Annotated in this window: 23 protein-coding genes, 1 pseudogene and 1 riboswitch; of the genes and pseudogenes, 5 read left to right on the top strand and 19 right to left on the bottom strand. The window is 47.2% G+C overall.

The genetic code is table 11. The features are described from left to right. Positions 1 to 27: 27 nt before the first annotated feature. From pcrA to AS29_RS13370, 4 genes are all read right to left on the bottom strand, one after another. On the bottom strand, positions 28 to 2,247 hold the full coding sequence (pcrA, locus tag AS29_RS13355) for a DNA helicase PcrA (protein ID WP_035407706.1): 2,220 nt from the start codon (positions 2,245 to 2,247) through the stop codon (positions 28 to 30). A gap of 67 nt (positions 2,248 to 2,314) precedes the next feature. Then, complete coding sequence (locus tag AS29_RS13360; protein ID WP_035407710.1) at positions 2,315 to 3,001, bottom strand: heptaprenylglyceryl phosphate synthase; 687 nt, start codon at positions 2,999 to 3,001, stop codon at positions 2,315 to 2,317. A gap of 124 nt (positions 3,002 to 3,125) precedes the next feature. Beyond that, the gene (locus AS29_RS13365; protein ID WP_035407713.1) at positions 3,126 to 3,431 is read right to left on the bottom strand and encodes a YerC/YecD family TrpR-related protein; all 306 of its coding nucleotides are present in this window, start codon (positions 3,429 to 3,431) and stop codon (positions 3,126 to 3,128) included. Positions 3,432 to 3,539: 108 nt separating this feature from the next. Continuing rightward, entirely contained in the window at positions 3,540 to 5,282 is a 1,743-nt protein-coding gene (locus AS29_RS13370) for an adenine deaminase C-terminal domain-containing protein (RefSeq protein WP_035407715.1), read from the bottom strand. Between the two features lie 155 nt (positions 5,283 to 5,437). On the opposite strand from AS29_RS13370, the gene AS29_RS13375 reads away from it, so the two are divergent. From AS29_RS13375 to AS29_RS13385, 5 genes and pseudogenes are all read left to right on the top strand, one after another. Next, positions 5,438 to 5,689 (top strand): YgaP family membrane protein, encoded by a 252-nt coding sequence (locus AS29_RS13375; RefSeq protein ID WP_035407718.1) that lies wholly within the window; start codon positions 5,438 to 5,440, stop codon positions 5,687 to 5,689. A 292-nt stretch (positions 5,690 to 5,981) separates the two neighbouring features. Further along, positions 5,982 to 6,092, top strand: a complete 111-nt coding sequence (locus AS29_RS21970; RefSeq protein WP_331712027.1) for an EYxxD motif small membrane protein — start codon at positions 5,982 to 5,984, stop codon at positions 6,090 to 6,092. A 161-nt stretch (positions 6,093 to 6,253) separates the two neighbouring features. Then, positions 6,254 to 6,553, top strand: a pseudogene (locus AS29_RS22065) (PAS domain-containing protein); the annotation flags it as partial. Between the two features lie 48 nt (positions 6,554 to 6,601). Then, a complete protein-coding gene (locus AS29_RS22070; RefSeq protein WP_442854533.1) occupies positions 6,602 to 6,994 on the top strand; it encodes a methyl-accepting chemotaxis protein in 393 nt (130 codons plus the stop codon). Between the two features lie 365 nt (positions 6,995 to 7,359). Continuing rightward, positions 7,360 to 7,779 carry a hypothetical protein gene (locus AS29_RS13385; RefSeq protein ID WP_035407724.1) on the top strand — a complete coding sequence of 140 codons (420 nt, stop codon included), beginning with the start codon at positions 7,360 to 7,362 and terminating at the stop codon, positions 7,777 to 7,779. Positions 7,780 to 7,817: 38 nt separating this feature from the next. Here AS29_RS13385 and AS29_RS13390 read toward each other — a convergent pair whose 3' ends face one another. The 15 genes from AS29_RS13390 to AS29_RS13460 all read right to left on the bottom strand — a co-directional run bounded on the left by AS29_RS13390 (position 7,818) and on the right by AS29_RS13460 (position 22,199). Next, complete coding sequence (locus tag AS29_RS13390; protein WP_035407728.1) at positions 7,818 to 8,321, bottom strand: YfiT family bacillithiol transferase; 504 nt, start codon at positions 8,319 to 8,321, stop codon at positions 7,818 to 7,820. A 232-nt stretch (positions 8,322 to 8,553) separates the two neighbouring features. Further along, a complete protein-coding gene (purD, locus tag AS29_RS13395; protein WP_035407731.1) occupies positions 8,554 to 9,825 on the bottom strand; it encodes a phosphoribosylamine--glycine ligase in 1,272 nt (423 codons plus the stop codon). Positions 9,826 to 9,843: 18 nt separating this feature from the next. Then, positions 9,844 to 11,382 carry a bifunctional phosphoribosylaminoimidazolecarboxamide formyltransferase/IMP cyclohydrolase gene (purH, locus tag AS29_RS13400; RefSeq protein WP_035407734.1) on the bottom strand — a complete coding sequence of 513 codons (1,539 nt, stop codon included), beginning with the start codon at positions 11,380 to 11,382 and terminating at the stop codon, positions 9,844 to 9,846. Then, positions 11,379 to 11,966 (bottom strand): phosphoribosylglycinamide formyltransferase, encoded by a 588-nt coding sequence (purN, locus tag AS29_RS13405; RefSeq protein WP_035407737.1) that lies wholly within the window; start codon positions 11,964 to 11,966, stop codon positions 11,379 to 11,381. The genes purH and purN overlap by 4 nt, the downstream gene beginning before the upstream one ends. Beyond that, positions 11,963 to 13,000, bottom strand: a complete 1,038-nt coding sequence (gene purM, locus AS29_RS13410; RefSeq protein ID WP_035407740.1) for a phosphoribosylformylglycinamidine cyclo-ligase — start codon at positions 12,998 to 13,000, stop codon at positions 11,963 to 11,965. The genes purN and purM overlap by 4 nt, the downstream gene beginning before the upstream one ends. Positions 13,001 to 13,012: 12 nt before the next feature. Beyond that, on the bottom strand, positions 13,013 to 14,443 hold the full coding sequence (purF, locus tag AS29_RS13415; protein WP_035407744.1) for an amidophosphoribosyltransferase: 1,431 nt from the start codon (positions 14,441 to 14,443) through the stop codon (positions 13,013 to 13,015). Beyond that, the gene (gene purL, locus AS29_RS13420; RefSeq protein WP_035407747.1) at positions 14,419 to 16,647 is read right to left on the bottom strand and encodes a phosphoribosylformylglycinamidine synthase subunit PurL; all 2,229 of its coding nucleotides are present in this window, start codon (positions 16,645 to 16,647) and stop codon (positions 14,419 to 14,421) included. The genes purF and purL overlap by 25 nt, the downstream gene beginning before the upstream one ends. Further along, complete coding sequence (purQ, locus tag AS29_RS13425) at positions 16,631 to 17,314, bottom strand: phosphoribosylformylglycinamidine synthase subunit PurQ (RefSeq protein ID WP_035407750.1); 684 nt, start codon at positions 17,312 to 17,314, stop codon at positions 16,631 to 16,633. Before purQ ends, purL begins: the two co-directional genes overlap by 17 nt. Further along, entirely contained in the window at positions 17,311 to 17,565 is a 255-nt protein-coding gene (gene purS / locus AS29_RS13430) for a phosphoribosylformylglycinamidine synthase subunit PurS (RefSeq protein WP_035407753.1), read from the bottom strand. Before purS ends, purQ begins: the two co-directional genes overlap by 4 nt. After that, positions 17,558 to 18,268 carry a phosphoribosylaminoimidazolesuccinocarboxamide synthase gene (gene purC, locus AS29_RS13435; RefSeq protein ID WP_035407756.1) on the bottom strand — a complete coding sequence of 237 codons (711 nt, stop codon included), beginning with the start codon at positions 18,266 to 18,268 and terminating at the stop codon, positions 17,558 to 17,560. Before purC ends, purS begins: the two co-directional genes overlap by 8 nt. A gap of 79 nt (positions 18,269 to 18,347) precedes the next feature. Continuing rightward, positions 18,348 to 19,640 (bottom strand): adenylosuccinate lyase, encoded by a 1,293-nt coding sequence (gene purB / locus AS29_RS13440; protein ID WP_035407759.1) that lies wholly within the window; start codon positions 19,638 to 19,640, stop codon positions 18,348 to 18,350. An 18-nt stretch (positions 19,641 to 19,658) separates the two neighbouring features. Next, positions 19,659 to 20,783 carry a 5-(carboxyamino)imidazole ribonucleotide synthase gene (gene purK, locus AS29_RS13445; RefSeq protein WP_035407761.1) on the bottom strand — a complete coding sequence of 375 codons (1,125 nt, stop codon included), beginning with the start codon at positions 20,781 to 20,783 and terminating at the stop codon, positions 19,659 to 19,661. Beyond that, the gene (purE, locus tag AS29_RS13450; protein ID WP_035407764.1) at positions 20,770 to 21,258 is read right to left on the bottom strand and encodes a 5-(carboxyamino)imidazole ribonucleotide mutase; all 489 of its coding nucleotides are present in this window, start codon (positions 21,256 to 21,258) and stop codon (positions 20,770 to 20,772) included. Before purE ends, purK begins: the two co-directional genes overlap by 14 nt. Positions 21,259 to 21,353: 95 nt before the next feature. Further along, a riboswitch (purine riboswitch) is annotated at positions 21,354 to 21,455 on the bottom strand. Between the two features lie 82 nt (positions 21,456 to 21,537). After that, complete coding sequence (locus tag AS29_RS13455) at positions 21,538 to 21,738, bottom strand: NETI motif-containing protein (RefSeq protein ID WP_035407767.1); 201 nt, start codon at positions 21,736 to 21,738, stop codon at positions 21,538 to 21,540. 32 nt (positions 21,739 to 21,770) lie between these two features. Further along, on the bottom strand, positions 21,771 to 22,199 hold the full coding sequence (locus AS29_RS13460) for a cytidine deaminase (RefSeq protein WP_035407770.1): 429 nt from the start codon (positions 22,197 to 22,199) through the stop codon (positions 21,771 to 21,773). Between the last annotated feature and the right edge of the window lie 809 nt (positions 22,200 to 23,008).

A 23,008-nucleotide genomic window follows, 5' to 3' on the forward strand; every position in this document is an offset into this window, starting at 1 on the left:
ACCCTTTCCTAAAGCTATCCGTGATTATTACATTTTTTTTATGGGAGCAAATGCTGCAAGAAGCCTCTTAATGCCTACCGGACTCGGGAAGGCGATATCAAGTTCCTTGCTGTCACCCTCGCCCTTCACACTGACAACGGTTCCGACACCCCATTTTTTATGCTCGGCTTTGTCGCCAACACCCCAGTCAAATCCTTCTCCACCAGTTGAAGCTTTAACCGGACGTTGGACCTGGGCCATGCGCTGGCGGTCCCGCTTCGTATTGCCGAACGGGGTGGTCATCATTTTTTTACTCTCATTTAGGTTTTCCAATAATTCCTCAGGTATTTCAGCAATGAACCGGGATTCGGGATTCATATTGGTCCGGCCAAAAAGCGTCCTCATCTGGGCATTGGTTAAATACAGCTCTTCTTCAGCCCTTGTAATCCCTACATATGCAAGTCTGCGCTCTTCTTCCATCTCTCCTTCTTCCATGAGAGAACGGCTGTGAGGGAATACTCCCTCCTCCATTCCCATAAGGAAAACGACAGGGAATTCCAGCCCTTTTGCCGAGTGGAGCGTCATAAGAACGACCGCATCCTGTTTTTCCTGTTCTTCTTCACTCAGCGAGTCGATATCGGCAATGAGCGCGAGATCCGTCAGGAAGGAAACAAGGGTTTTATCTTCGTTGTTTTTTTCAAAGTTTTGCGTTACAGACAGGAACTCATCGATATTCTCAAGGCGGCTTTGTGCTTCGATGCTCTTCTCCAATTTCAGCATTTCTCTGTAGCCGGATCTCTCAAGAATTTCTTCCGTTAATTCTGTGACGGATAAATAATCCTGCATACCGGTGAGGTTGCGGATTAAATCACGAAATTCAATCAGTGCGTTCGTCGCCTTTGCCGGCAATCCAATGAAGTCTACCTCGTGAATGGCCTGGTACATGGAAAGATCATTTTCTGCCGCATAGCCTGCCACACGGTCGATTGAAGTCGCTCCAATTCCCCGCTTCGGCACATTAACGATTCTGGCGAAGCTGATGTCATCATCCGGATTCGCAATCATCCGAAGGTAGGCGAGCAAATCCTTGATCTCTTTCCTGTCATAGAACTTGATGCCCCCGACGATTTGATACTGAATGCTGGACTTGATCAGGATTTCCTCCATTACCCGTGATTGTGCATTGGTGCGGTAAAGGATCGCACAATCTGAAAACTTCCTTTTTCCCTGATCGTACAGCTCCTTGATTTTCCCCGCGACGAATTGGCCTTCTGCTGATTCAGAGTCTGCGCGATAGTAGCTCAGCTTCGTTCCTTCAGCATTTTCCGTCCAAAGATTTTTCGGCTTGCGGTTGGAGTTATTCTGAATGACCTGATTCGCTGCAATCAAAATTCTTTGTGTTGACCGGTAGTTTTGCTCAAGCATGATCACTTCTGCATTCGGATAATCCTTTTCAAAGGAGAGAATGTTGGAAATATCCGCTCCGCGCCATGCGTAAATGGACTGATCCGAATCCCCTACCACACACAGGTTACGGAAACGGGAGGCCATCATTTTGACAAGAAGATACTGTGCTCTGTTTGTATCCTGATACTCATCCACGTGAATATATTGAAACTTGCGCTGATAGAATTCAAGGACCTCAGGAACTCTTTCAAATAGGCGGATGGTCGTCATAATCAAGTCATCAAAGTCCAGCGACTGATTTTTCAGCAGCTTTCTCTGATAATCGGTGTAAATATCGCTGACGATTTGCTCGAACATACCGCCAGTTGAGGACTTGGCGTATTCCTCCGCATCAATCAATTCATTTTTTGCCGAACTGATCGAGCCTAAAATGGCACGGGGATCATATTTCTTCGGATCAAGGTTCCGTTCCTTAAGGATGGACTTTACGACGGACAGCTGATCGGCTGAATCGAGGATGGAGAAATTCCGGTTCACTCCGATCCGATCGATGTCCCTTCGTAAAATACGGACACACATGGAGTGGAACGTTGAAATCCAAATATCATCGGCTCCTGGTCCAAGAAGGCGTCCAATCCGCTCCTTCATCTCTCTTGCTGCTTTATTTGTGAAGGTCAAAGCAAGAATGTTCCAGGGAGCCACTCGTTTTTCTGCCATTAAATAAGCAATCCGATGAGTAAGCACTCTGGTTTTTCCGCTTCCCGCTCCAGCCATAATTAAAAGAGGGCCATCAGTAGCTTTTACGGCCTTCCCCTGCTCTTCATTTAATCCGTTTAATAACTGCTGTGCTATAAAATCCACTATTTCCACCGCCTAACCAAACGTTTGTTCTTACTTTTATTTTAATTCTATCCACTTGTTTTTGCAATCAGCTTTTCACTGCGCCAACGGTTTTTAGAGCTGCCTTTAAATCGTCGTAAATGACATTCCCGACAATGACCGTATCCGCGAATTCAGCCATTTCCGCTGCTTTCTCAGGAGTCGTGATGCCTCCTCCGTAAAACAGCTTTGTGCTGTTCAAAACGGATTTCACTTCTTCCACAACATAAGGATCTCCATATGTACCGCTGTATTCCAAATAGAATATCGGCAGATGGAACATATTTTCCGCCATCCGGGCGTAGGCTTTTACATCCTCAAGCTCAATGGTAGTATCGGCATCCGTCAGTTTAGCGGCCTTGCAGTCTTCATTTAAGATGCAATAGCCTTCCACAAGCGTTTCATCCCAGTCCATCAATTCCCCGAATTCTTTTAGCGCATTTTTATGAAGCCCGACAATCCACTTTGGATCGCGGCTGTTGAAAACCGTCGGGATAAAATAAAGATCAAATCCGGGAACAATGGCTTCCAGGTTCGAAACCTCCAAAACACATGGTACCAGGTACCGTCTAACACGGGACATTAAATTTAAAATATCCTCTTCGTTTATATGATCGCTTCCGCCAATAATAATCGCATCTGTCCCCGATTCACAAACCTGCTCCAGGTCTTCATCCGTAATCAGCTTGTCCGGGTCTAGCTTAAACGCGTGGCGCCATTCTTTTACATCGTACATCATGTACGCCTCCCTTTTAACCATTTCATTATTATATCAAATTAAGGTGGGTTGAACACTATTAGCCGGGCATTGATTGATGGAAAAGAAGCACAAAAAAAAGACACCTCAGCGGGCGTCTCTCTTATGATTCATTTGGCTGTTTATGAATGCGCTCAAGCGCCATTGTATAAGCATCGTTTCCATAATTCAGGCAGCGCTTTACTCTGGAAATGGTTGCTGTGCTTGCACCCGTTTGCGTCTCAATTTTATGATACGTAAACCCTTCGCGAAGCATTCTTGCCACTTCAAGGCGCTGTGCCAAAGATTGAATTTCATTCACCGTGCACAAATCGTCAAAAAACCGATAGCATTCATCCAAATCTTTTAGGGAGAGCACTGATTCAAACAGTTGATCAAGCTCTTTGCCGCGCAATTTATCAATTTGCATGCAGTCATTCTCCTTTTTATATGTTAATCTATGGCATTCAGTCTAAAATTCAAAGGAAATGGAAGAAAATAATATATTAGTTATAATTATTCGTTATCCTTTCCTATTTTAACGCATTATCGACGGAAAGAGTATCGTTTTTTTCTTCACGTCGAAAATTCCCCTTGGTGTAATCCGGACAAATGGGAGATGGGTGGAGGAAAGGAAAAACAGCGTGTAAATCGGATCCTCGAATGCGTATCCTCTCTCCTTAAGAAAGGAATGGAACTCCCGGTATTTATCCATCAGCTCAGGCAGCTCTGCTTTGGAAGCCGTCCCGTTCAGTTCAAGCTGAAGTTCATAACGGATGCTGCCATCCTCACAGATGACAATGCCGCCGCCGATTTCAACCATCTGTTTATAAGCGGCAATCATATCTTCCTTATTTTTGCCGATAAGCAAAATGTCGCCAGTAGCCGAGAAGGAGCTTGCCAGGCCTTTTACTCCGCCAAATCCTTTCAGTACGGTGTTAATTCTCCAATTTCCATTCCGGTCAATCAAAGCCAGAAATGATTCATCATGGTCAGTGGATAATTCATCTGTGGCCAAATCCCGGCTGACGGAATAGGGCTGCATGATGACGCCATTCACCATGTGCAAACCGAGCGGCATGGAAAACTGAAGGTCATCCATCGTCAGCCCCCACGTCATGCTGAGAGGAGAAAATCCGCAGTCCTTCCACGGCAGCTCCTCCAAATCCTCTTGAACATTTTGACGATTCTTTTTCAGCCATTTCCCTTTTGCCATGACATGAACCGGATTCGGCTTTGAAGGATCCTCTAAGAAGTTCAATGTTGCAAAACGGCCTGCTGCAGCCGAGCCAAGCATATGTTCAATTCCATAGTAGCGTGCAATATTGAAGCTTGCCATATGATACGCATCAATTGGATCGACTCCTTCGTTCAGCGCCATCTCTATTAAAGGATTCGTCACCCCGTTTTGATAAAAAGCCGGGGTTGCCCCGTCTGTCGTTAAAAATAAATGCTCATAGGAGGCGATCGGCAGTTCCTTGATTTCCTTCAGCAGTTTGGGAAGATCCGGTCTGATTGAAGAGTGTCTGAGTGCAACCGTGTAGCCTGCAAGCAGCCGCGAGTAAACCTCTTTGCCAGTCATTGCTTCATGATCGGCATCTATTCCAAAGAGCTTCATCTTAGTTAGTGTTTTTTCAGATGCTCCAGGGAAATGCCCTTCCACACGCTTGCGTTTCTTTTTAGCCTCCTGAATCCGGTCAAGCATGAGGTCATCTCCGGAAAGCAGGCTTGGCCATCCCGTCAGCTCGCCTCCCTGCAAGACGCAATCATGGTCGAGCCATGCGGAAATCCTGTCAGGAGAAAGGATGAAATCTTCCTTTTCAACTTCAGATTGAAGATCGAACCGAGCCCACCAAAAATGATGAAAGAGCTCCTCTGAACAGTGTCTCAACAAAGTAAGCGCTTTCTTTTGATCGTTTTGAAACAGCAGGTTTAAATTGTCGCTAATCAGCGTTGTTGTTCCATATTGAGCCGCATATCGGGCCAATGTCTGGGGATTATATAACTGAAAAGGATGGGCATGAGGCTCAATATATCCCGGTACAAGATACAGCCCTTCACAATCCATGATTTCGGTCTGGTCTGAATGTTTCGGAAGCTCTTCGCCTATATAAACAATGCGATCTCCATATATCCAAACGTTTCCATGGATCCATTGCTTCAAGTATGAGTTTAAAATGACCGCATTCTTCAAGAGGATTGTCGGCGCCATTTCCTGGTCAAGTACTTGGATTTGTTCGCGAATCTGGTCATTTTTCCAAACGGCACGGTGTTCCGGCATCGAAGAATCCTCCTTCTGAAATCATTAGGCAAACGCTTTCACAAAAGTGCAGTTTGCGTCCTTAATTTTCCTTTTCATGTTATCACAATTAATACGTTAATGCATAAAAGAACAAAATAATTTGAAAACTTTTCACAATTTAAGGAGGTCTTCCCATGATTAAACCTAATATCGGCATTGTGAATGCCCTGATTCGCATTACGGCCGGATTAACATTAGTTGCTGTTGCTTCTGCCAAATATTCAAAAAAACCATGGAGAGAGTCACTCATTCTTCTGATCATTCTTGGAGCTATGAAAGTTGGAGAAGGAATTCTGCGCTTCTGCCCGCTGACGCTTATGTATGATCAGGCGAAAGAAACGAATCAGGATGATGAGCACAGCGGTGAAACCTATAATCCTTCTTGAGATCGTAACATTTGCAAGCGGGTCAGTCCCGTTTTACTTTAAAGCAAATGGGGACGGAGACCAAACACCGGGAAGCCTTTAGTTGCAATGTGTTCCAGCGCCGGTGCCGGAGCTTTACTTCTTTATTAGAGTGCGGGACTGACCCGGTGCCAGTCCTGCACTGCTTTAACGGAGAAGGGGACTAAGACGAATAGCCGCGGGCCTTTGAGCGGCAAAGCCTCTCGGTAACCGGTGCCCAAGCTTTATTCTTTTATCACACCAGGGGACAGACCCCTCAAAATGAGGTGATGTATTGGGGTTTCTTGAATACATGAGAGACATGATTTTTGTTTACGCTTCTCTGATCGGCGGAATTGTGGCGCTGGCGTTTGTTTTTGTAAGAAGGAAAAGACGGGTTAGATAGATGAACGTCCTGTTTGCGGGACGTTCTTTATTTTACTAAAGAATTCGCTTTATGGTCCGATATACCTAATATATACGTGGGATTTGGAGGACAATCGAATGACAATTACTCAGGTCTTAAGTACAGATGCCGTTTTAAAAGCGCTGGAAACACATTTGGCTATGATTGAATTCAATTTGAACAAAGAAGTCATCTGGGTAAACGGGAATTTTTCTTCAGCGATGGGCTACCGGCCCGAAGAAATGACCGGGATGAAGCACCAGGAGTTTTGCACAGAAGCATTTCAGAATAGCGAGGAATACGAGGCCCTGTGGTCAAATTTGAAAAAAGGGCTGAAGTTTCAGGAGAAAATATTGCGCGTGAGCAAAAACGGTAGTCTGCTTTGGTTTGAGGCAACCTATATTCCCGTGGCAGATGAAACCGGAGAAGTAACAGCCGTTTTAAAAATTGCTACCAATATAACGGATCATGAAAGCAGAACGCATACCATTATATCCGACCTGAAAAGCATGCCTGAAGAATTAGCGGATCTGGTCGTTGCCAATACAAAGGAAAGCATTCAGGCAGTCCAGGCCCTGCAAAACCAAACCGATTTGATTAGCCAGACCTCCAAAACCATCAGTCATATTTCATCACAGACCAATATGGTCGCCTTAAATGCGGCAATTGAAGCAGCACGGGTTGGCGAGCAAGGAAAAGGCTTTAAAGTGGTCGCAGATGAAATCCGCAGATTATCAACGAACGTTGACGAAGCAATTGATAAAGTTAACTCCAACGTGGAGAACATCACAAAAGAAGCGCAAAAAGTCAGCAGCATCACAAACAGCCTCCAAACCATCATCAAAGAGACTCAAATAAAATTTTCCGCTACGATTACTGAATTTGAAGAAACGGCCAAATAAAAATCCTTTTTTCCAAACTGCTTTTTGAGGGTCAACGCTGACGGTTTTATAGCAGCCTTGTCCCTTATTCGTTTCTATCATTTCTCAGCTTTGTATTTGGGTACTCTGCCAGAAACAAATTAAAAGCATGATCATAGTCTCTATTTTTTAGCAGCATATTGAAAATTCCACATCTTTTCTCTCCCTTTAATATCTCCAAAAACCTTAAAATCACAGAAAACCCCTTTAAATCTATTAATTATGACAGGTAAATAACATCCTTTACAGATCATAGCCCCTTCCTCCCAACCCCTGAAATATACTGATCTTTATATGAACCTCCTCCGTATGCTTGGTGATTCTAAATTTTAAGGAGGAGATTTTGAATGTTTAAAACCATCGCAACATCAGGATTAGCCCTTTCACTCGCTTTGGGAGCAGCAGGCGGAGCCGCATCTGCACAAGAGAAATCAACAGACTTGGATTTAGAAACGGTGCTGGATGCGAAGTATGAGTCCAAACAGTCCTTTTCTTACAATGAATTCAGCAAATGGGCTGAAGAAAATGACTGGCAAGCCGGTGATTTGGAAAAATGGGCCGATGAAAAAGGCATGAGCGAAGATGAAATGCAGGACTGGATGGAAAGCATGGGCTGGAGCTATGAGCAAAGCCAGGAGCTTGATTTAAATGTTGGGGCCAGCTTATCGTTAAGCAGTATTTTAAATGACGAGGATGAAGGCAGCAGTGATAACGAAGACGAAGATGATGATGGTCTGCTTGGCGGTTTGCTAGGCAACATCCTATAAAAAATGAGGACAAGCCTCCGCATGTGCGGAGGCTTGTTTTATATGGTGCTCTTAATATGTGCAAGGTGATGCCTTCCATGCCAGGCATACAGACCAATGTTTCTCCCGAGTGATACCTCGCCGGAGTCTGGATGTACGAAAACCCGTTTTCGATCAGAATGAGTCAGGCTTCGCAGCACATCCACCAGCCGGATATGAAGGGCTTCAATCAGCTGAAGCGAAGGCTCAACAGGCAAACTTGAGTCCGAAAGCCTGGCCCATGCGCCTTCATTGTATGGTTTGATGAGCGGCCGTTCTTCTGTCATGGCAAGCTTAAATCGGATAAACGCATTCATATGGCTGTCAGCCAGATGGTGGACGACTTGGCGTACAGTCCATCCGCCGGGACGGTATGGGGTATCCAGCTGCTGTTCCGTAAGGTGGCCTGCCGCTTGGCGCAGCTGCTGAGGCAGTTCTTCAATTTGAGTGATCCATTTCTCCACCTGTTCGTTTGAAATGTTCCCTTCATGCTGGAAGGTTCCTATCGGGTACTTTTCGTCCATGGCTCATTCCTCCTTCCTTATATTTTATTGGATATGGGTTCTTTTTAGTATGGCTTGTTTTGTAAGGGGAGGGCGTTATCGAATTCTCCCGAATAATCGATATTCTCCTATTTTCGCCTATAAAAATAAAAAATCGTCGATATCCTATAAAAATCGTCGATATATTGATATTTTCGCCGATATATCCTTTTTTTCGCCGATATCGGAGCAGCATATACTAAAAACCCCCTTTTCAGTAGGGGGTTTTTGCTGTAATAGCTTTATTTCCAATATCCGTCCGGTAAAAAACGCCGTTCCCGTCCATATATCGAATCGATTTATATGCTTTTTCCTGTGCTTCCTGTATGGTCCTGCCGTTTGCAGAAACTGCGAGAATCCGGCCGCCGTCGGAAACGAAGGTGTCTCCAGAGCGTTTTGTACCTGCATGAAATACCGCAGCTTCACCCCCGGCTTCAGCCAGTCCGTTCAGCATCGTTCCTTTTTCGTACGCTTCCGGATATCCTTCTGAAGCAAGCACCACGGCAACGGCGGCTTCATCTGTCCACTCAATTTCAAAGTCCCGGCCTTCCATCACTGCTTCGATCACGTCGACCAGGTCGCTCTTCATTCTCGGAAGAACGGCTTGTGTTTCCGGATCACCGAAGCGCGCGTTGAATTCGATGACTTTCGGACCGTCTGCCGTCAGCATGAGTCCTGCGTATAAGATTCCGGTAAAAGGTGTCCCCTCTTGTACAAGGCCCTTCGCAGCCGGCACAAGCACGGACCGGATCGCTTCAGCCACCGCCTCTTCCGGTATTTGCGGTACAGGAGAGTAGGCGCCCATTCCTCCTGTGTTCGGTCCGCGGTCGCCGTCAAATGCACGTTTGTGATCCTGCGCGATGACCATTGGATACACTTTTTCTCCATTCACGAAGGCCATGAGGGAAAATTCTTCTCCCTCTAGAAAATCTTCTATGACAACGGATTTACTCGCCTCCCCAAACTTTTCATCGAGGAGGAAATCCTTCAGGCACTGAAGTGCGTCCTCCATTGTCATGGCAACCGTGACCCCTTTTCCGGCTGCCAGTCCGTCCGCTTTGATCACAATCGGAACCCCGTTTGTCTCCACATACGCCCGTGCTTCTTCATAGGAGGTAAAAGCCGCATATCCCGCTGTCGGAATGCGGGATTTCTCCATCAGCTCTTTCGCAAACTGCTTGCTGCCTTCCACCATCGCCGCCTGGCTTGACGGTCCAAAAATCCGCAGCCCCTCTTTTTCAAAGGCTTCTGTGATTCCCTCGAGTAAAGGGACTTCAGGACCAACCACCGTTAATCCGACTTCATTCTCTTTTGCAAAAGCAATAAGGCCGGCAAAATCAAGCTCGTCCACTGGAACTCTTTCCGCACAATCGGTCATTCCGTCATTTCCCGGTGCCGCAAATACTTTTTCTGCCCTGCCGGATTGAGCGAGCTTCCATGCGATGGTATGCTCGCGGCCTCCGCGTCCGATTACGAGTACGTTCAAAAGGATCGCTCTCCCTTCTTAATGCTTGAAATGGCGAATGCCTGTGAATACCATTGTGATGCCATGCTCATCTGCAGCGCGAATGGAATCTTCGTCTTTGATGGAGCCTCCCGGCTGAATGATGGCCGTGACGCCGGCTTTTGCTGCGGCTTCCACTGTATCTCCCATTGGGAAAAATGCGTCGGATCCCATTGCGCTTCCTCCTGCTTTTGCTCCGGCTTGTTCAATCGCAATTTTTGCAGAGCCGACTCGGTTCATCTGTCCTGCTCCGATTCCAATTGTCATTTCATCCTTCGCTAAAACAATCGCGTTGGATTTCACATGCTTGACCACTTGCCAGGCAAGTTTCAAATCCTTCCACTCCTGTTCCGTCGGCTCACGCTTTGTTGGAATGGAAACTTCCGCATCATCAATTGTCAGCGTATCCTCGTCCTGGACCAGCATACCGCCTGCAACGGACACAAGCTGCTTGGCTGCTGCTCCTTTTTCCTCCTGTTCAATCGTCAAGAGTCGGAGGTTCTTTTTGGACGTCAAAATTTCCAATGCCTCCTCTGAAAAGGAAGGCGCAATAATAATCTCAAGGAAAATTTCATGCAGTTTCTCAGCTGTTGCCGCATTCACTTCTCTGTTCAACGCGATGATTCCGCCGAAAATAGAGGTGGGATCTGCTTCAAAAGCACGCTGATAGGCTTGTTCAATGCTATCGGCTGTTCCGACTCCGCATGGATTCATATGCTTAACGGCCACAGCTGCCGGCGCTGCGAATTCACGGACAATTTGAAGGGCAGCGTCTGCATCTTTAATATTGTTATAGGAAAGCTCTTTGCCGTGAAGCTGCTTCGCTTCCGCAATGGATGCCTTCCGTTTAAGAGGCGTTTGATAGAATACAGCCTGCTGATGCGGGTTTTCTCCGTAGCGCAAATCCTGTTTCTTTTCATATGTAACGGTCATCGTTTCAGGATTTTCTTCTCCTGTAATGGATGTCATGTATTCTGCAATCAGAGCATCATAGGCAGCTGTGTGTCTGAATACTTTCGCAGCAAGCCTGCGTCTGAATTCAAGATTTGTGTCTCCGTCTTTTTCAATTTGATCCAGAACGGAATTATAATCAGCAGGATCAACAATCACCGTAACATCCCCGTGATTTTTAGCCGATGCACGAAGCATGCCGGGGCCGCCGATATCGATATTTTCAACTGCTTCATCGAATGTGAAATCCGGTTTGGAAATCGTTTCTTTGAACGGATATAGATTCACGACAACTAAGTCGATTGGCTGAATGCCGTTCTCTTTCAGCTGATTCATATGACTCTCGTTGTCTCTTACGGCAAGAAGTCCGCCGTGAATGGCCGGATGAAGAGTTTTGACGCGGCCATCCATGATTTCAGGGAAGCCTGTTACCTCGGAGATACCGATTGTCTTTACTCCCGCATCCTGAAGCATTTTTTTCGTACCGCCGGTTGAGATCACTTCAATCCCAAGTTCACCAAGGCGCTTCGCGAACGGAACAAGATTTTCTTTATTGGATACGCTGATCAGTGCTCGTTTAATCGTCATGATTGCTTCACCTCTGTCTTGATTTTCAGTACATGCTGAAGGACGGCGGGAAAAAAAGCGTGCTCCGCCTTGTGAATATTTATTTTTAGCTGTTCAAGAGATTCTGGAATAGCGACTCTCATCTGGTCGATGATCGGACCTGTGTCCATTCCTTCATCCACATAATGAATTGTAATGCCGGTTTCCGTGTCTCCTGATTCGAAGGCGCGTTCGATTGCATCCTTCCCTGGAAATTTCGGAAGCAGCGAGGGATGGAGATTCATAATCTTGGTTGGAAAAGCATCAAGGAGAACAGGCCCGATCAGACGCATATAGCCTGCCAGGATGAGCCACTCGGTCCCGTTCTTCTCAAGGTTTGCAAGAATTTCAGCTTCATAGGCGGCTTTGTTTTCAAATGATTTTGGTGATAGCTCCAGGACCGGAACACCTGCTAATCTTGCTTTTTCCGTTACAGGGGCACCAGGCTTATCGCAGACGAGAAGGACAATTTCCGCATCGAGCTCCCCGTTCTTCGTTTTTTCTGAAATGGCTTGAAAATTACTGCCGCTTCCTGATGCGAAAACGGCGATTTTTGATTTTTTCATAGTGCAGCACCGCCGAATTCGACCCCGGAACCTTCTTTCACCCGTCCGATAATAAAGGCTTTTTCGCCATGCTCCTCAAGAATTCCAATCGCATCATGAATTCGTTCCGGACTGACGGCAAGGACAAAGCCGATGCCCATATTGAAAATGTTGAACATTTCTTCCCGGTTTAGGCTTCCTTTTTCTTCAAGAAGGTCAAAAATCTTCGGAATCGGCCATGAACCATAGTCAATTTCTGCGCCCAGTCCCTCCGGCAGCATCCTCGGAATGTTTTCAACAAAACCGCCGCCGGTAATATGCGCCATCCCATCCACTTTTACATTCTTCAGCACTTTTATAACAGGTTTTACATAAATTCTTGTTGGTGTTAAAAGCTCCTCGCCGAGCGGGTTTTGCAATGGCTCAACTGTTTGGTTCAGCTGGAGTCCGCTGTCTTCGAGGAGAATTTTCCGGACAAGTGAAAAGCCGTTGCTGTGAAGACCGCTTGAGGTGAGTCCAATCAGCACATGACCCGGTTTAATCCCTGCCCCGGTCACAAGCTCATCCTTTTCTGCTCCGCCAACGCTGAAGCCGGCAACATCGTATTCACCCTCATTGTAAAGGCCGGGCATCTCAGCCGTTTCGCCGCCAATCAGCGCACATCCTGCTTCCTCGCAGCCGTCGGCAATCCCTTTAACGATTTGCTCAATTTTTTCAGGATCTGCTTTTCCAAGGGCTAAATAATCCAGGAAAAAAAGCGGTTCCGCACCTTGAGCCAAGATATCGTTCACGCACATCGCCACTGCGTCGATCCCAATTGTATCATGACGATCCGCCATAAAAGCGAGCTTAAGCTTCGTTCCGACGCCGTCTGTACCCGATACAAGAACCGGCTTCCGGTAATTCAGAGCAGACAGGTCGAAGACACCGCCAAAGCCTCCGAGCAGACCGATGGCACCCTCGCGTTTCGTACGCTCAACGTGTTTTTTCATTCTGGAAACCGCTTCATAGCCGGCTTCGATGTTCACTCCCGCTTCCTGATAGGCTTTTGACATGTCCGTTCCTCCTTATCGTGCACCTGTTTTTACTTCTTTTTCATGAGGGAGCAGCGTGTCGGCATAAATTTCCGTCGGATAGCGGCCGGTAAAGCACGCCATGCACTGTCCTCTTGTTTCTCCTTCATAAGGGCGGCCAATTCCATCAAGCAAGCCTTCCGGACTGATGAACGCGATGGAATCGGCACCGATTAATTCCCGAATCTCTTCTGCGTTATGAGAAGACGCAATCAGTTCCTCATGCGTAGAAGTATCAATTCCGTAAAAGCACGGATGCGCAATCGGCGGTGAGCTGATGCGGACGTGAACCTCGGTCGCGCCTGCTTCCTTCAGCATTTGCACGATCCGTCTGCTCGTCGTTCCGCGGACGATCGAATCATCGACCATCACGACCCGCTTGCCCTCTACAACACCGCGGACGGCAGAAAGCTTCATTTTTACCCCTTGCTCTCTTAAAGATTGGGACGGCTGGATAAATGTCCGGCCGACATACCGGTTTTTAATTAGACCAAGCTCATACGGAATACCGGATGCTTCCGCATAGCCGATTGCTGCTGAAATAGAGGAATCAGGCACCCCTGTCACAACGTCTGCTTCCACTGCCGCTTCCTGGGCCAAACGCTTGCCGAGGTTTTTCCGGGCGGTATGCACGTTGATTCCGTCAATGTTGCTGTCGGGTCTGGAAAAATAAATGTATTCCATGCTGCAGATTGATCGGTTGCTGTTCATGGAGAACCGTTCGGACTGCAGGCCGTCGTCGTTAATGATAATCAGTTCGCCCGGCTGCACCTCGCGCAGGTAATCTGCTCCGACAATATCAAAGGCACACGTTTCGGATGCGACCACATATGCATCGCCAAGCAGGCCGATTGACAGAGGGCGGAGGCTGTTCGGATCAAGCGCCACCATCATTTCCGTTTCGGTTAAAATAACAAACGCGTAAGCCCCTTTTATCATGGATAAGGCGTTTTTTACTTTATCCTTTAAAGAGAAGTGGCCGCTTCGTTTAATTAAATGGGCAAGCACTTCCGTATCGGACGTTGTCTGAAAAATACTTCCCTGGCTTTCAAGCTGGTGCTTTAAATGGTTTGCGTTTACCAGATTCCCGTTATGCGCAAGTGCCAGTCCGCCGTTTTGCGAACGGAACATAAGCGGCTGGACGTTTTCATAGCCGCCCCCTCCCGCTGTTGCATACCGGACGTGGCCGATCGCTGCTTTCCCGCTCATTTCTCCAAGCTGGCCTTTGTTGAAAACATCCGTAATCAAGCCAAGACCTTTCTCGCAGTCCATCGTCTTGCCGTCCGTCGTTACAATGCCCGCGCCCTCCTGGCCGCGGTGCTGAAGGCTGTGCAAGCCGTAGTACGTAATTTGGGCTGAATCAGGATGGCCCCAGATTCCAAAAACGCCGCATTCCTCGTTTAATCCTTTGATTTCAGCAAGCATGGGATGGCTCCTCTCCAGGCGTCTTCAAGCTTCTCGATGCTTAAATCCACCCACTGTTCCCCTTGGCTTCCGCGAATGGTTAATTTTCTGCTGTCCGTTACCCGGCCGATTCTTACAGCATTTGTTAACTCTTCAAACCGCTCTTTATTTTCAGGGCGTACCGTCAGGATATATCGCGATTGAGTCTCACTGAACAGTGCCGTTACCGCATCACCGGTTAACTCGGCATCTGCTCCAAGTCCTTTTCCTGAAAACGCCGACTCAGCAAGCGCAACCGCAAGTCCGCCTTCTGCTGCATCATGCGCGGATTGAACTAGACCGTCACGGATTGCCTTTGATAAAAGGTTCATTCGCGTTTTTTCAACCTCTAAATCAAGCACCGGGGCTTTTCCGGAAATTTCGCCGTACACAAGCTTTTGCAGCTCGCTTCCGCCGAATTCAGGTTTTGTATCCCCTAGCACATAGATGAAATCGCCTGCTTCTTTAAAGTCCTGTGTCGTAATGTAATCGGTATTCTCAATCAGACCAACCATTCCGATGACAGGTGTCGGATAGATCGCCGTTCCGTTCGTTTCGTTATAAAGAGAAACGTTGCCGCCAATAACCGGAGCACCGAGAACTGTACAAGCCTCACTCATCCCGTCCGCCGCTTTTTCAAGCTGCCAGAAGATCTGCGGTTTTTCCGGATTACCAAAGTTCAGGCAATCCGTGATGGCAAGCGGTGTACCTCCCGAGCAAACGATGTTCCGGGCTGCTTCTGCAACCGCGATTTTTCCGCCCGTTTCCGGATCAAGGTACAGATAGCGCGAGTTGCAGTCCGTTGTCATCGCCAGAGCCTTTTTCGTTCCGCGGATGCGCAGTACCGCAGCATCGGAACCAGGCGCGACTACCGTATTCGTGCGGACCATATAATCGTACTGATTGTAGACCCATTCCTTGCTTGCAATCGTCGGCTGCTTAAGAAGGCTGATCAGCGTTTCTTCAAGGTTTTCAACCTCTGGCACCGTCTCCTCCATTTGCTGAAACTCCCGGAAATAGGCTGGCTCTGCAGAAGGTTTATGATAAACCGGCGCTTCCTCTGCTAACGCATCTACCGGAATCTCTACGACGACCTCTCCTCTATGGACAAGGCGGAGCATTTTATCATTCGTTACCGTCCCGACTGACACGGCTTCCAAATCGTATTTTGCAAAAATGGCTTCGATCTCATGCTCACGGCCTTTTTCAATAACAAGCAGCATCCGCTCCTGGGATTCAGAAAGCATCATTTCATAAGGCGTCATTCCGTACTCGCGCTGAGGAATCAAATCCAGATTCATTTCGATTCCCGAGCCTGCCTTGCTTGCCATTTCAGCAGAAGAACTCGTAAGTCCCGCCGCTCCCATATCCTGAATCCCGACAAGCGCATCGTTTTGGATCACTTCAAGACACGCTTCAAGAAGAAGCTTTTCCATGAACGGATCGCCCACCTGGACGGCCGGGCGCTTTTCATCGGATTTTTCGTTGAGTTCCTCTGAAGCGAATGTGGCTCCGTGAATGCCGTCACGGCCTGTTTTCGCGCCGACATACATGACCGTATTGCCGACTCCTTTTGCCTGGCCCTTCTTTATATCCTTATGGTCAATGAGTCCGACACACATCGCGTTCACAAGCGGATTTCCTTCATAGGAGGCATCAAACTGGATTTCGCCGCCAACGGTTGGAATACCGATGCAGTTTCCGTAACCGGCAATTCCTGCTACTACTTCTTCAAACAAATACTTCACCCGAGGGGATTTCAGCTCACCGAATCTTAGTGAGTTTAATAGGGCGATCGGGCGCGCGCCCATCGAGAACACATCACGGATGATGCCACCGACACCCGTTGCAGCGCCCTGATAAGGCTCAACAGCAGAAGGGTGATTATGGCTCTCGATTTTAAAAACAACCGCCTGGTTATCGCCGATATCGACAATCCCCGCTCCCTCGCCGGGTCCCTGCAGAACATGCTCGCCTGTGACAGGGAACTTTTTCAGAATCGGCTTGGAGTTTTTATAGCTGCAGTGCTCAGACCACATAACGGAGAAAATTCCCGTTTCCGTATAGTTGGGCAGGCGTCCGAGAATGGATTCAACCATCGCAAATTCTTCGTCGCTGATTCCCATCTGCTGATACACTTTTTCTGCTTTAATTTGTTCAGGATTTGGCTCAAGAAGTAGTGACATGTGCTTCCCTCCAGTTTTTTACGATCGATTGAAACAGTGCGAGGCCGTCCGCGCTTCCAAGCATGGAATCCACAGCGCGCTCAGGGTGAGGCATCATGCCGAGAACATTGCCTCGTTCATTGACAATCCCCGCAATATCCTCCAGGCTTCCGTTCGGATTTTCACTGTAAGTAAATACAATCTGGTTGTTCTCTGTCAGTCTTTTCAGCGTCAGCTCGTCGCAGAAATAATTCCCTTCTCCGTGAGCAATCGGAACGGAGATGACCTGGTTTTCTGTATAGCCGGATGTGAACGGGGTTTTGGCATTGACCACCTTTAAAGAGGCAGGTTCGCACTTGAATTTCAGCCCCTCATTCCGTTTCATCGCACCCGGAAGCAGCCCTGCTTCAAGGAGGATTTGAAATCCATTGCAGACACCAAGCACCGGCTTTCCTTGTTCAGCCGCTTTTTTCACTTCCGCCATGACATTTGAAAAATGAGCAATGGAGCCGGAGCGCAGGTAATCTCCGTATGAAAATCCTCCTGGAAGAAGAATGCCGTCAAATTCGCTCAAATCGTTTTCATCGTGCCAAACATACTCTGCTTCTTCTCCAAGCTCATCCTTGATCGCATGATACATATCCACATCACAGTTGGAGCCGGGGAAAACTATCACCGCGAATTTCACTGAACGACAACCTCCTCTGCTTCAAAGCGGTAGTCTTCAATAACCGTATTTGCTAAAAGCTTTTCACACATTTCCTTCACGGTTTCCTCAAGCGGACGGTCGGTTTTCTCGATCATCAGCTCCATGTATTTACCGATGCGGACGTCCTGAACCTCACCGTAGGACATACTGTGCAGCGCATTCTTCACGGCGTTCCCCTGCGGATCCAAAATACTTTCTCTTAAACTGACATACACCTTCACTTTATACATGTGCGGGTCCTCCCAATCGTTTTAAGATTTCTTCGTACGCTTCAGTCAAACTGCCAAGATCCCGGCGAAAAACATCTTTATCAAACTTTTCGTTTGTCTCTTTATCCCACAGGCGGCACGTATCCGGGGAAATTTCATCCGCCAGTAAAATCGTTCCGTCTTTTCGGAGGCCGAATTCAAGCTTGAAGTCTATCAGTCTTACATTTCTCTCTGAAAAATATGGAATGAGCACTTCATTTACTTTAAGGGCTTTTGTTTTCAGTTCTTCGATTTGTTCCGGTGCTGCCGCTTTCAATAGTTTGATATGGCTCTCTGTGATAAGCGGATCTCCTAGCGCATCATCCTTGTAGTAAAACTCAACAATGGGTTCAGGGATTGGTGTTCCTTCCTCGATGCCGAGACGCTTCGCCATACTTCCGGCGACCGTGTTCCGTACAACGACTTCAAGCGGAATAATGGTGACTTCCTCTACCAGCTGCTCGGTTTCAGAAACTTTGCGGATTAGGTGGTTGGCAACGCCTGCTTCTTTGAGCTTTTCAAAAATCAGAACGGAAATCTCGTTGTTTAATCGGCCTTTTCCAGTAATCTCTGTTTTTTTCTCTCCGTTAAATGCCGTAGCGGAGTCTTTATAGGAAACAAGAAATTCACCCTCACGCTCTGTTCTGTAAATGCGCTTCGCTTTTCCCTCATAAAGCAATTCCATTGATTTCGCCCTCCTGTAGTCGGAATATTGGGAATCTTAAGATTGGAAAGAGGCAAAGTTTTGCTTTGCCCCTCCAGTTTTATAGACCGAGCCTGTTAAAAATGGCATCTACATTTTTCAAGTGGTAGTTGTAATCGAAGCAGTCATCGATTACAGCTGGTGTTAAACGTTCGGTAACAGCCGGATCCGCTTCTACTAATGTGCGGAAGTGGACTTGTGTTTCCCAAGCCTCCATTGCTTTCGGCTGAACCAGATCGTACGCTGCTTCACGAGCCATGCCTGAGTCAATAAGAGCAAGCAGGACACGCTGGGAGTAAATCAGCCCAAGGGTACGATCCATGTTGCGCTTCATGTTTTCAGGGAACACGGTCAGGTTCTTAATGATATTTCCGAAGCGGTTCAGCATATAGTTCAGTGCAATGGTTGCATCCGGCAAAATGATCCGTTCTGCAGAGGAGTGGGAAATATCACGCTCATGCCATAGCGGTACATTTTCATAAGCCGTCATCATGTATCCGCGGATGACACGGGCAAGCCCAGTCATGTTTTCCGATCCGATTGGATTGCGTTTATGCGGCATGGCTGAGGAGCCCTTTTGTCCCTTTGCGAAAAATTCCTCTACCTCGCGCGTTTCACTCTTCTGAAGTCCGCGTACTTCTACGGCGAATTTTTCAATTGATGTGGCAATCAGTGCAAGGGTGCTCATATAGTCAGCGTGGCGGTCGCGCTGAAGGGTTTGAGTTGAGATCGGTGCTGCCTGAAGACCAAGCCTCTCGCACACATATTTTTCAACAAACGGATCGATATTGGCATACGTTCCAACTGCGCCTGACATTTTTCCGAATTCAATGCCTTCTGCAGAACGGTTAAAACGCTCCAGGTTCCGTTTCATTTCCTCATACCACAGGCCAAGCTTCAAACCGAATGTCGTCGGCTCTGCATGGACACCGTGCGTGCGGCCCATCATCACCGTGTATTTGTGTTCAATCGCTTTATTTTTAAGAATTTCCACAAAGCGCTCAAGGTCTGCTCTTAAAATATCATTGGCCTGCTTCAAAAGGTAAGATAGCGCGGTATCCACAACATCTGTAGAAGTAAGTCCGTAATGGACCCATTTGCGCTCTTCGCCAAGTGTTTCAGAAACCGCTCTTGTAAAGGCAACAACATCATGTCTTGTTTCCTCTTCAATCTCTTTAATGCGGTTAATGTCAAAGGAAGCATTCTCACGCAGAAGCACTGTATCTTCCTTAGGGATGACCCCAAGCTCAGCCCATGCTTCACATGCAAGAATTTCTACCTCAAGCCACGCCTGGAAACGGTTTTCCTCTGTCCAGATGGCCCCCATTTCCGGCCTTGTATAACGTTCGATCATCGTAAATCCTCCGTTCTCCTATTGACCCCACTGATTTGATATTTTCTCCATCGTTTCTTCAATGACGTCCGTTTTAAAGGTAACATGCCCCATTTTTCTCTTTGGCTTGTTTTCCTTTTTACCGTACAAGTATAACGCAGCTTCATCTAAAAACGAAAGATTATTTAAAACAGCTTCGAGATGTTCGCCTAATACGTTCACCATCAGGCCTTTTTTCAATAAATCCGTTCTTCCAAGCGGTAAATTACAAACGGAGCGGATATGCTGTTCAAACTGGGAGGTTTCGCACAAATCCATCGTGTAATGGCCTGAATTATGCGGCCTCGGCGCCAATTCATTGATGAAGATCTCTCCATCCTCAGTCAAAAACATTTCAACGGCCAGTGTTCCAACCAATTCAAAGCGTTCAGCAAGCTTTAACGCAGCATCTTTTGCCCTTTTTTCGATGTCGGCTGTTATTCTCGCTGGAACAATGCTTAGATGAAGGATGTTCTCACGGTGAACATTCTCAGCTGCCGGAAAGACCTTTACATCTCCACTTGGGTTTCTTGTGACAATGATGGAGAGCTCTTTCTCAAAGGGAACCCATTTTTCAAGAATGCATTTCCCCAGATTCAGCAGCTTTTCAGCCTCTTCTATATCAGCTGGACTCTTGATCACCGCCTGCCCTTTACCATCGTAGCCCCCTCTGCATGTTTTTAAAACAGCAGGGAAACCGATATCTTCAAGCGCATCCTCAAGACCGTTGCCGTTCTCAAGAATGCTGTATGGTGCCACCTGGCAGCCTGTTTCCTGGATGGCTTCTTTTTCCGTCTGCCTATCCTGGGTCAGTGAAAGCAGGCGGCTTCCCTGCGGAAGATAGGCGTTATTCTCAAGCCACACGAGAGCATTATAATCGATGTTTTCGAATTCATATGTGATGACGTCACTTACAGAGGCAAGCTGCTTAATGGCATCTATATCGCTGTAGGCCGCGGTGATTTCAATGTCTGCAGCCTGCCCGCATGGACTATCCGCTGCAGGATCGAGGACCGCGATGCGGTAGCCCATATTTTTCGCATCCAATGCCATCATCCGTCCCAGCTGTCCTCCGCCAATGATGCCGATTGTCTGTCCGGGTAAAATCTGCTTATACAAGAGCATCACTGCTTTCAAGCACGGCCTGGCGGGTATCCTCTCTCCGTTTGGCAAGAGCCGCTTCAATCCTGCCGTCTGTCAGGGAGAGAATCTGTGCAGCAAGAAGGGCCGCATTTACAGCACCTGCCTTTCCGATTGCTACCGTTGCAACCGGAACACCTCCAGGCATTTGCACAATAGAAAGGAGTGAATCAAGCCCGTTAAGAGCCTTTGACTGAACCGGTACGCCAATCACCGGCAGGGTTGTCTTTGCTGCTACCATTCCCGGAAGATGGGCAGCGCCGCCTGCACCTGCGATAATGACTTTAAGCCCTCGTTCCCTGGCCGATTCCGCATACTCAAACATGAGCTCTGGTGTCCGGTGAGCAGATACAACTTTTTTTTCATAAAAAATCTCAAGTTCATCCAGCAGCTCGCACGCCTGTCTCATCGTTTCCCAATCTGACTGGCTTCCCATAATGACTCCAACCTGTTCGATCATCGCTCTCCCCCGCTCTCCTAAAATGAAAAAAAGCCCGGCCGTATGCTTAAGAGAAAGCAATACGAACCGGGCATAGTATGTATATCCACTACGCTGGTTAATCCACTTTCCCTCATAGTCCGGTCATTTACGGTGTCCGGGTAGAAACTCTTGGGCCATATCCCCAAATTTATATGAAGGCTTCGTCGTTATTTTCATCTCCATCATAACAAGAGATTTTGTAACATGTCAATACAAAATATCGAACATTACTGCATTAAAGGGGTATATCGTTCGGGTTTAGAGCAACTTCCCTTCAAATACAATCATTCTTCCTGCCGGAACAATCTGTGTTTGTCCATTCTCTTTTACTTCTTTAAAGATAGGTTCCTCCATTCTGCGTACAGGAGCATATCCTTCTTCCTTCATGCGGTCGAGAACAGCACCAATGCTTTCATTCTCTGCGACCTCAAATTTCTTTTTTGTTGGCTTATCAGTCATTTAATGATCCCTCTTTTATCTTAGCAGCAAATTTACGTTTCAGTCGGTCTCGTATATTTAAGGGGAAGCAGTTCTTGAATGCTTAGTTTTGCAAGACCGTCTTTCGTATCTAAAATAACCTTCATATTTTCCCCGTAATCACCGATCAGTTCCCTGCACATTCCGCACGGCGCAACAACCTTGATTTCACGATCATGCTCATCCGGGCCGGGGTGCCGAACCGCCACAATCGCCTCAAACTCACGAAAGCCTTCAGATATAGCCTTCCCAATCGCAATCGCTTCTGCACATACCGTAACTCTTCCAATGTACGCTTCAATATGAACGGCCCTGATAATTTCTCCGGAAGCTGTTCGGAGAGCGGCGCCGACATGATGCTTCCCGTACTCGTAATGTTCACGAATGATTTCTTTTGCATCCAGTATCAATTCCTCGTCCTGAGGGCTGATGTTCCCTGACATTGAATTATCACCTCTGTTTGTTTCATTATAATAGGGAATGGTGTGGGGGACAAATGGGGATTTGAATGAGGTGGCGTGAAAGTCTATCGGCGAATGAGATGGTTGGTGATTATTCGGAGGGTGCGGTTATCGGAGTATCTGTGGGGTGCCTTATGGAGGAGAAAATGATGAGGATCGTGGATTTTCGATTAAAACTCGGCCTCTTTTCTTCGAAACCGGTGATAGGGTTCGGCCTCGCGACTCAGTACAGGGGATGGTGGATGAAAATGAGGCAGAATATGGTTTTTAAATTACGTCATTTGAGGGCAGCAGGAAAGATATCGGCTATTCTTGAGCGGATATCGACCGAAATTTTAATATATCGGCGATTAATTTGATATATCGTCGATTATTTCGATTTATCGACTAAAATGAGCGGATATCGACTTTTCGGGAGGGTTCGACAAAGATCGGAGCCGCCTCTATTCGTTGGATCCCTTTCCGCAGCCCATGGCGTATACCGAATCACGTATCCGCCACTCCTTCTATTTCCCTCTATCCATAGCGTATCCCGCATTCCCAATCCCAATCGAGTAGGAGGGGGTGATTAACCCCCGACCTCTCACACCACCGTACGTACGGATCCGTATACGGCGGTTTGAAAGTTTATGAAACCACAATCGTTAATTGTTTTAATCCAAGTTGATTCCAGTACTTGTTAGGAAGGGCTTTGTGGAGAATGGGGTTCTTAGAATTCCGCCAATATCCCTTACGGGAGTTAGCTACTTCCCATGCCTTTCCTTTCTTTATCCCCAATTTCATTAGGTTCC

It is taken from the genome of Bacillus sp. SJS (genome assembly GCF_000732485.2).
Lineage (GTDB): Bacteria > Bacillota > Bacilli > Bacillales > Bacillaceae > Metabacillus_B > Metabacillus_B sediminis.

Coding starts and splice junctions, on each gene's coding strand:
- AS29_RS13360 (WP_035407710.1), bottom strand. CDS start 3,001: ATGTACGATGTAAAAGAATGGCGCCACGCGTTTAAGCTAGACCCGGAC.
- AS29_RS13365 (WP_035407713.1), bottom strand. CDS start 3,431: ATGCAAATTGATAAATTGCGCGGCAAAGAGCTTGATCAACTGTTTGAA.
- AS29_RS13370 (WP_035407715.1), bottom strand. CDS start 5,282: ATGCCGGAACACCGTGCCGTTTGGAAAAATGACCAGATTCGCGAACAA.
- AS29_RS13375 (WP_035407718.1), top strand. CDS start 5,438: ATGATTAAACCTAATATCGGCATTGTGAATGCCCTGATTCGCATTACG.
- AS29_RS22070 (WP_442854533.1), top strand. CDS start 6,602: ATGCCTGAAGAATTAGCGGATCTGGTCGTTGCCAATACAAAGGAAAGC.
- AS29_RS13385 (WP_035407724.1), top strand. CDS start 7,360: ATGTTTAAAACCATCGCAACATCAGGATTAGCCCTTTCACTCGCTTTG.
- AS29_RS13390 (WP_035407728.1), bottom strand. CDS start 8,321: ATGGACGAAAAGTACCCGATAGGAACCTTCCAGCATGAAGGGAACATT.
- purH (WP_035407734.1), bottom strand. CDS start 11,382: ATGACGATTAAACGAGCACTGATCAGCGTATCCAATAAAGAAAATCTT.
- purN (WP_035407737.1), bottom strand. CDS start 11,966: ATGAAAAAATCAAAAATCGCCGTTTTCGCATCAGGAAGCGGCAGTAAT.
- purM (WP_035407740.1), bottom strand. CDS start 13,000: ATGTCAAAAGCCTATCAGGAAGCGGGAGTGAACATCGAAGCCGGCTAT.
- purF (WP_035407744.1), bottom strand. CDS start 14,443: ATGCTTGCTGAAATCAAAGGATTAAACGAGGAATGCGGCGTTTTTGGA.
- purL (WP_035407747.1), bottom strand. CDS start 16,647: ATGTCACTACTTCTTGAGCCAAATCCTGAACAAATTAAAGCAGAAAAA.
- purS (WP_035407753.1), bottom strand. CDS start 17,565: ATGTATAAAGTGAAGGTGTATGTCAGTTTAAGAGAAAGTATTTTGGAT.
- purC (WP_035407756.1), bottom strand. CDS start 18,268: ATGGAATTGCTTTATGAGGGAAAAGCGAAGCGCATTTACAGAACAGAG.
- purB (WP_035407759.1), bottom strand. CDS start 19,640: ATGATCGAACGTTATACAAGGCCGGAAATGGGGGCCATCTGGACAGAG.
- purK (WP_035407761.1), bottom strand. CDS start 20,783: ATGCTCTTGTATAAGCAGATTTTACCCGGACAGACAATCGGCATCATT.
- purE (WP_035407764.1), bottom strand. CDS start 21,258: ATGATCGAACAGGTTGGAGTCATTATGGGAAGCCAGTCAGATTGGGAA.
- AS29_RS13455 (WP_035407767.1), bottom strand. CDS start 21,738: ATGACTGATAAGCCAACAAAAAAGAAATTTGAGGTCGCAGAGAATGAA.
- AS29_RS13460 (WP_035407770.1), bottom strand. CDS start 22,199: ATGTCAGGGAACATCAGCCCTCAGGACGAGGAATTGATACTGGATGCA.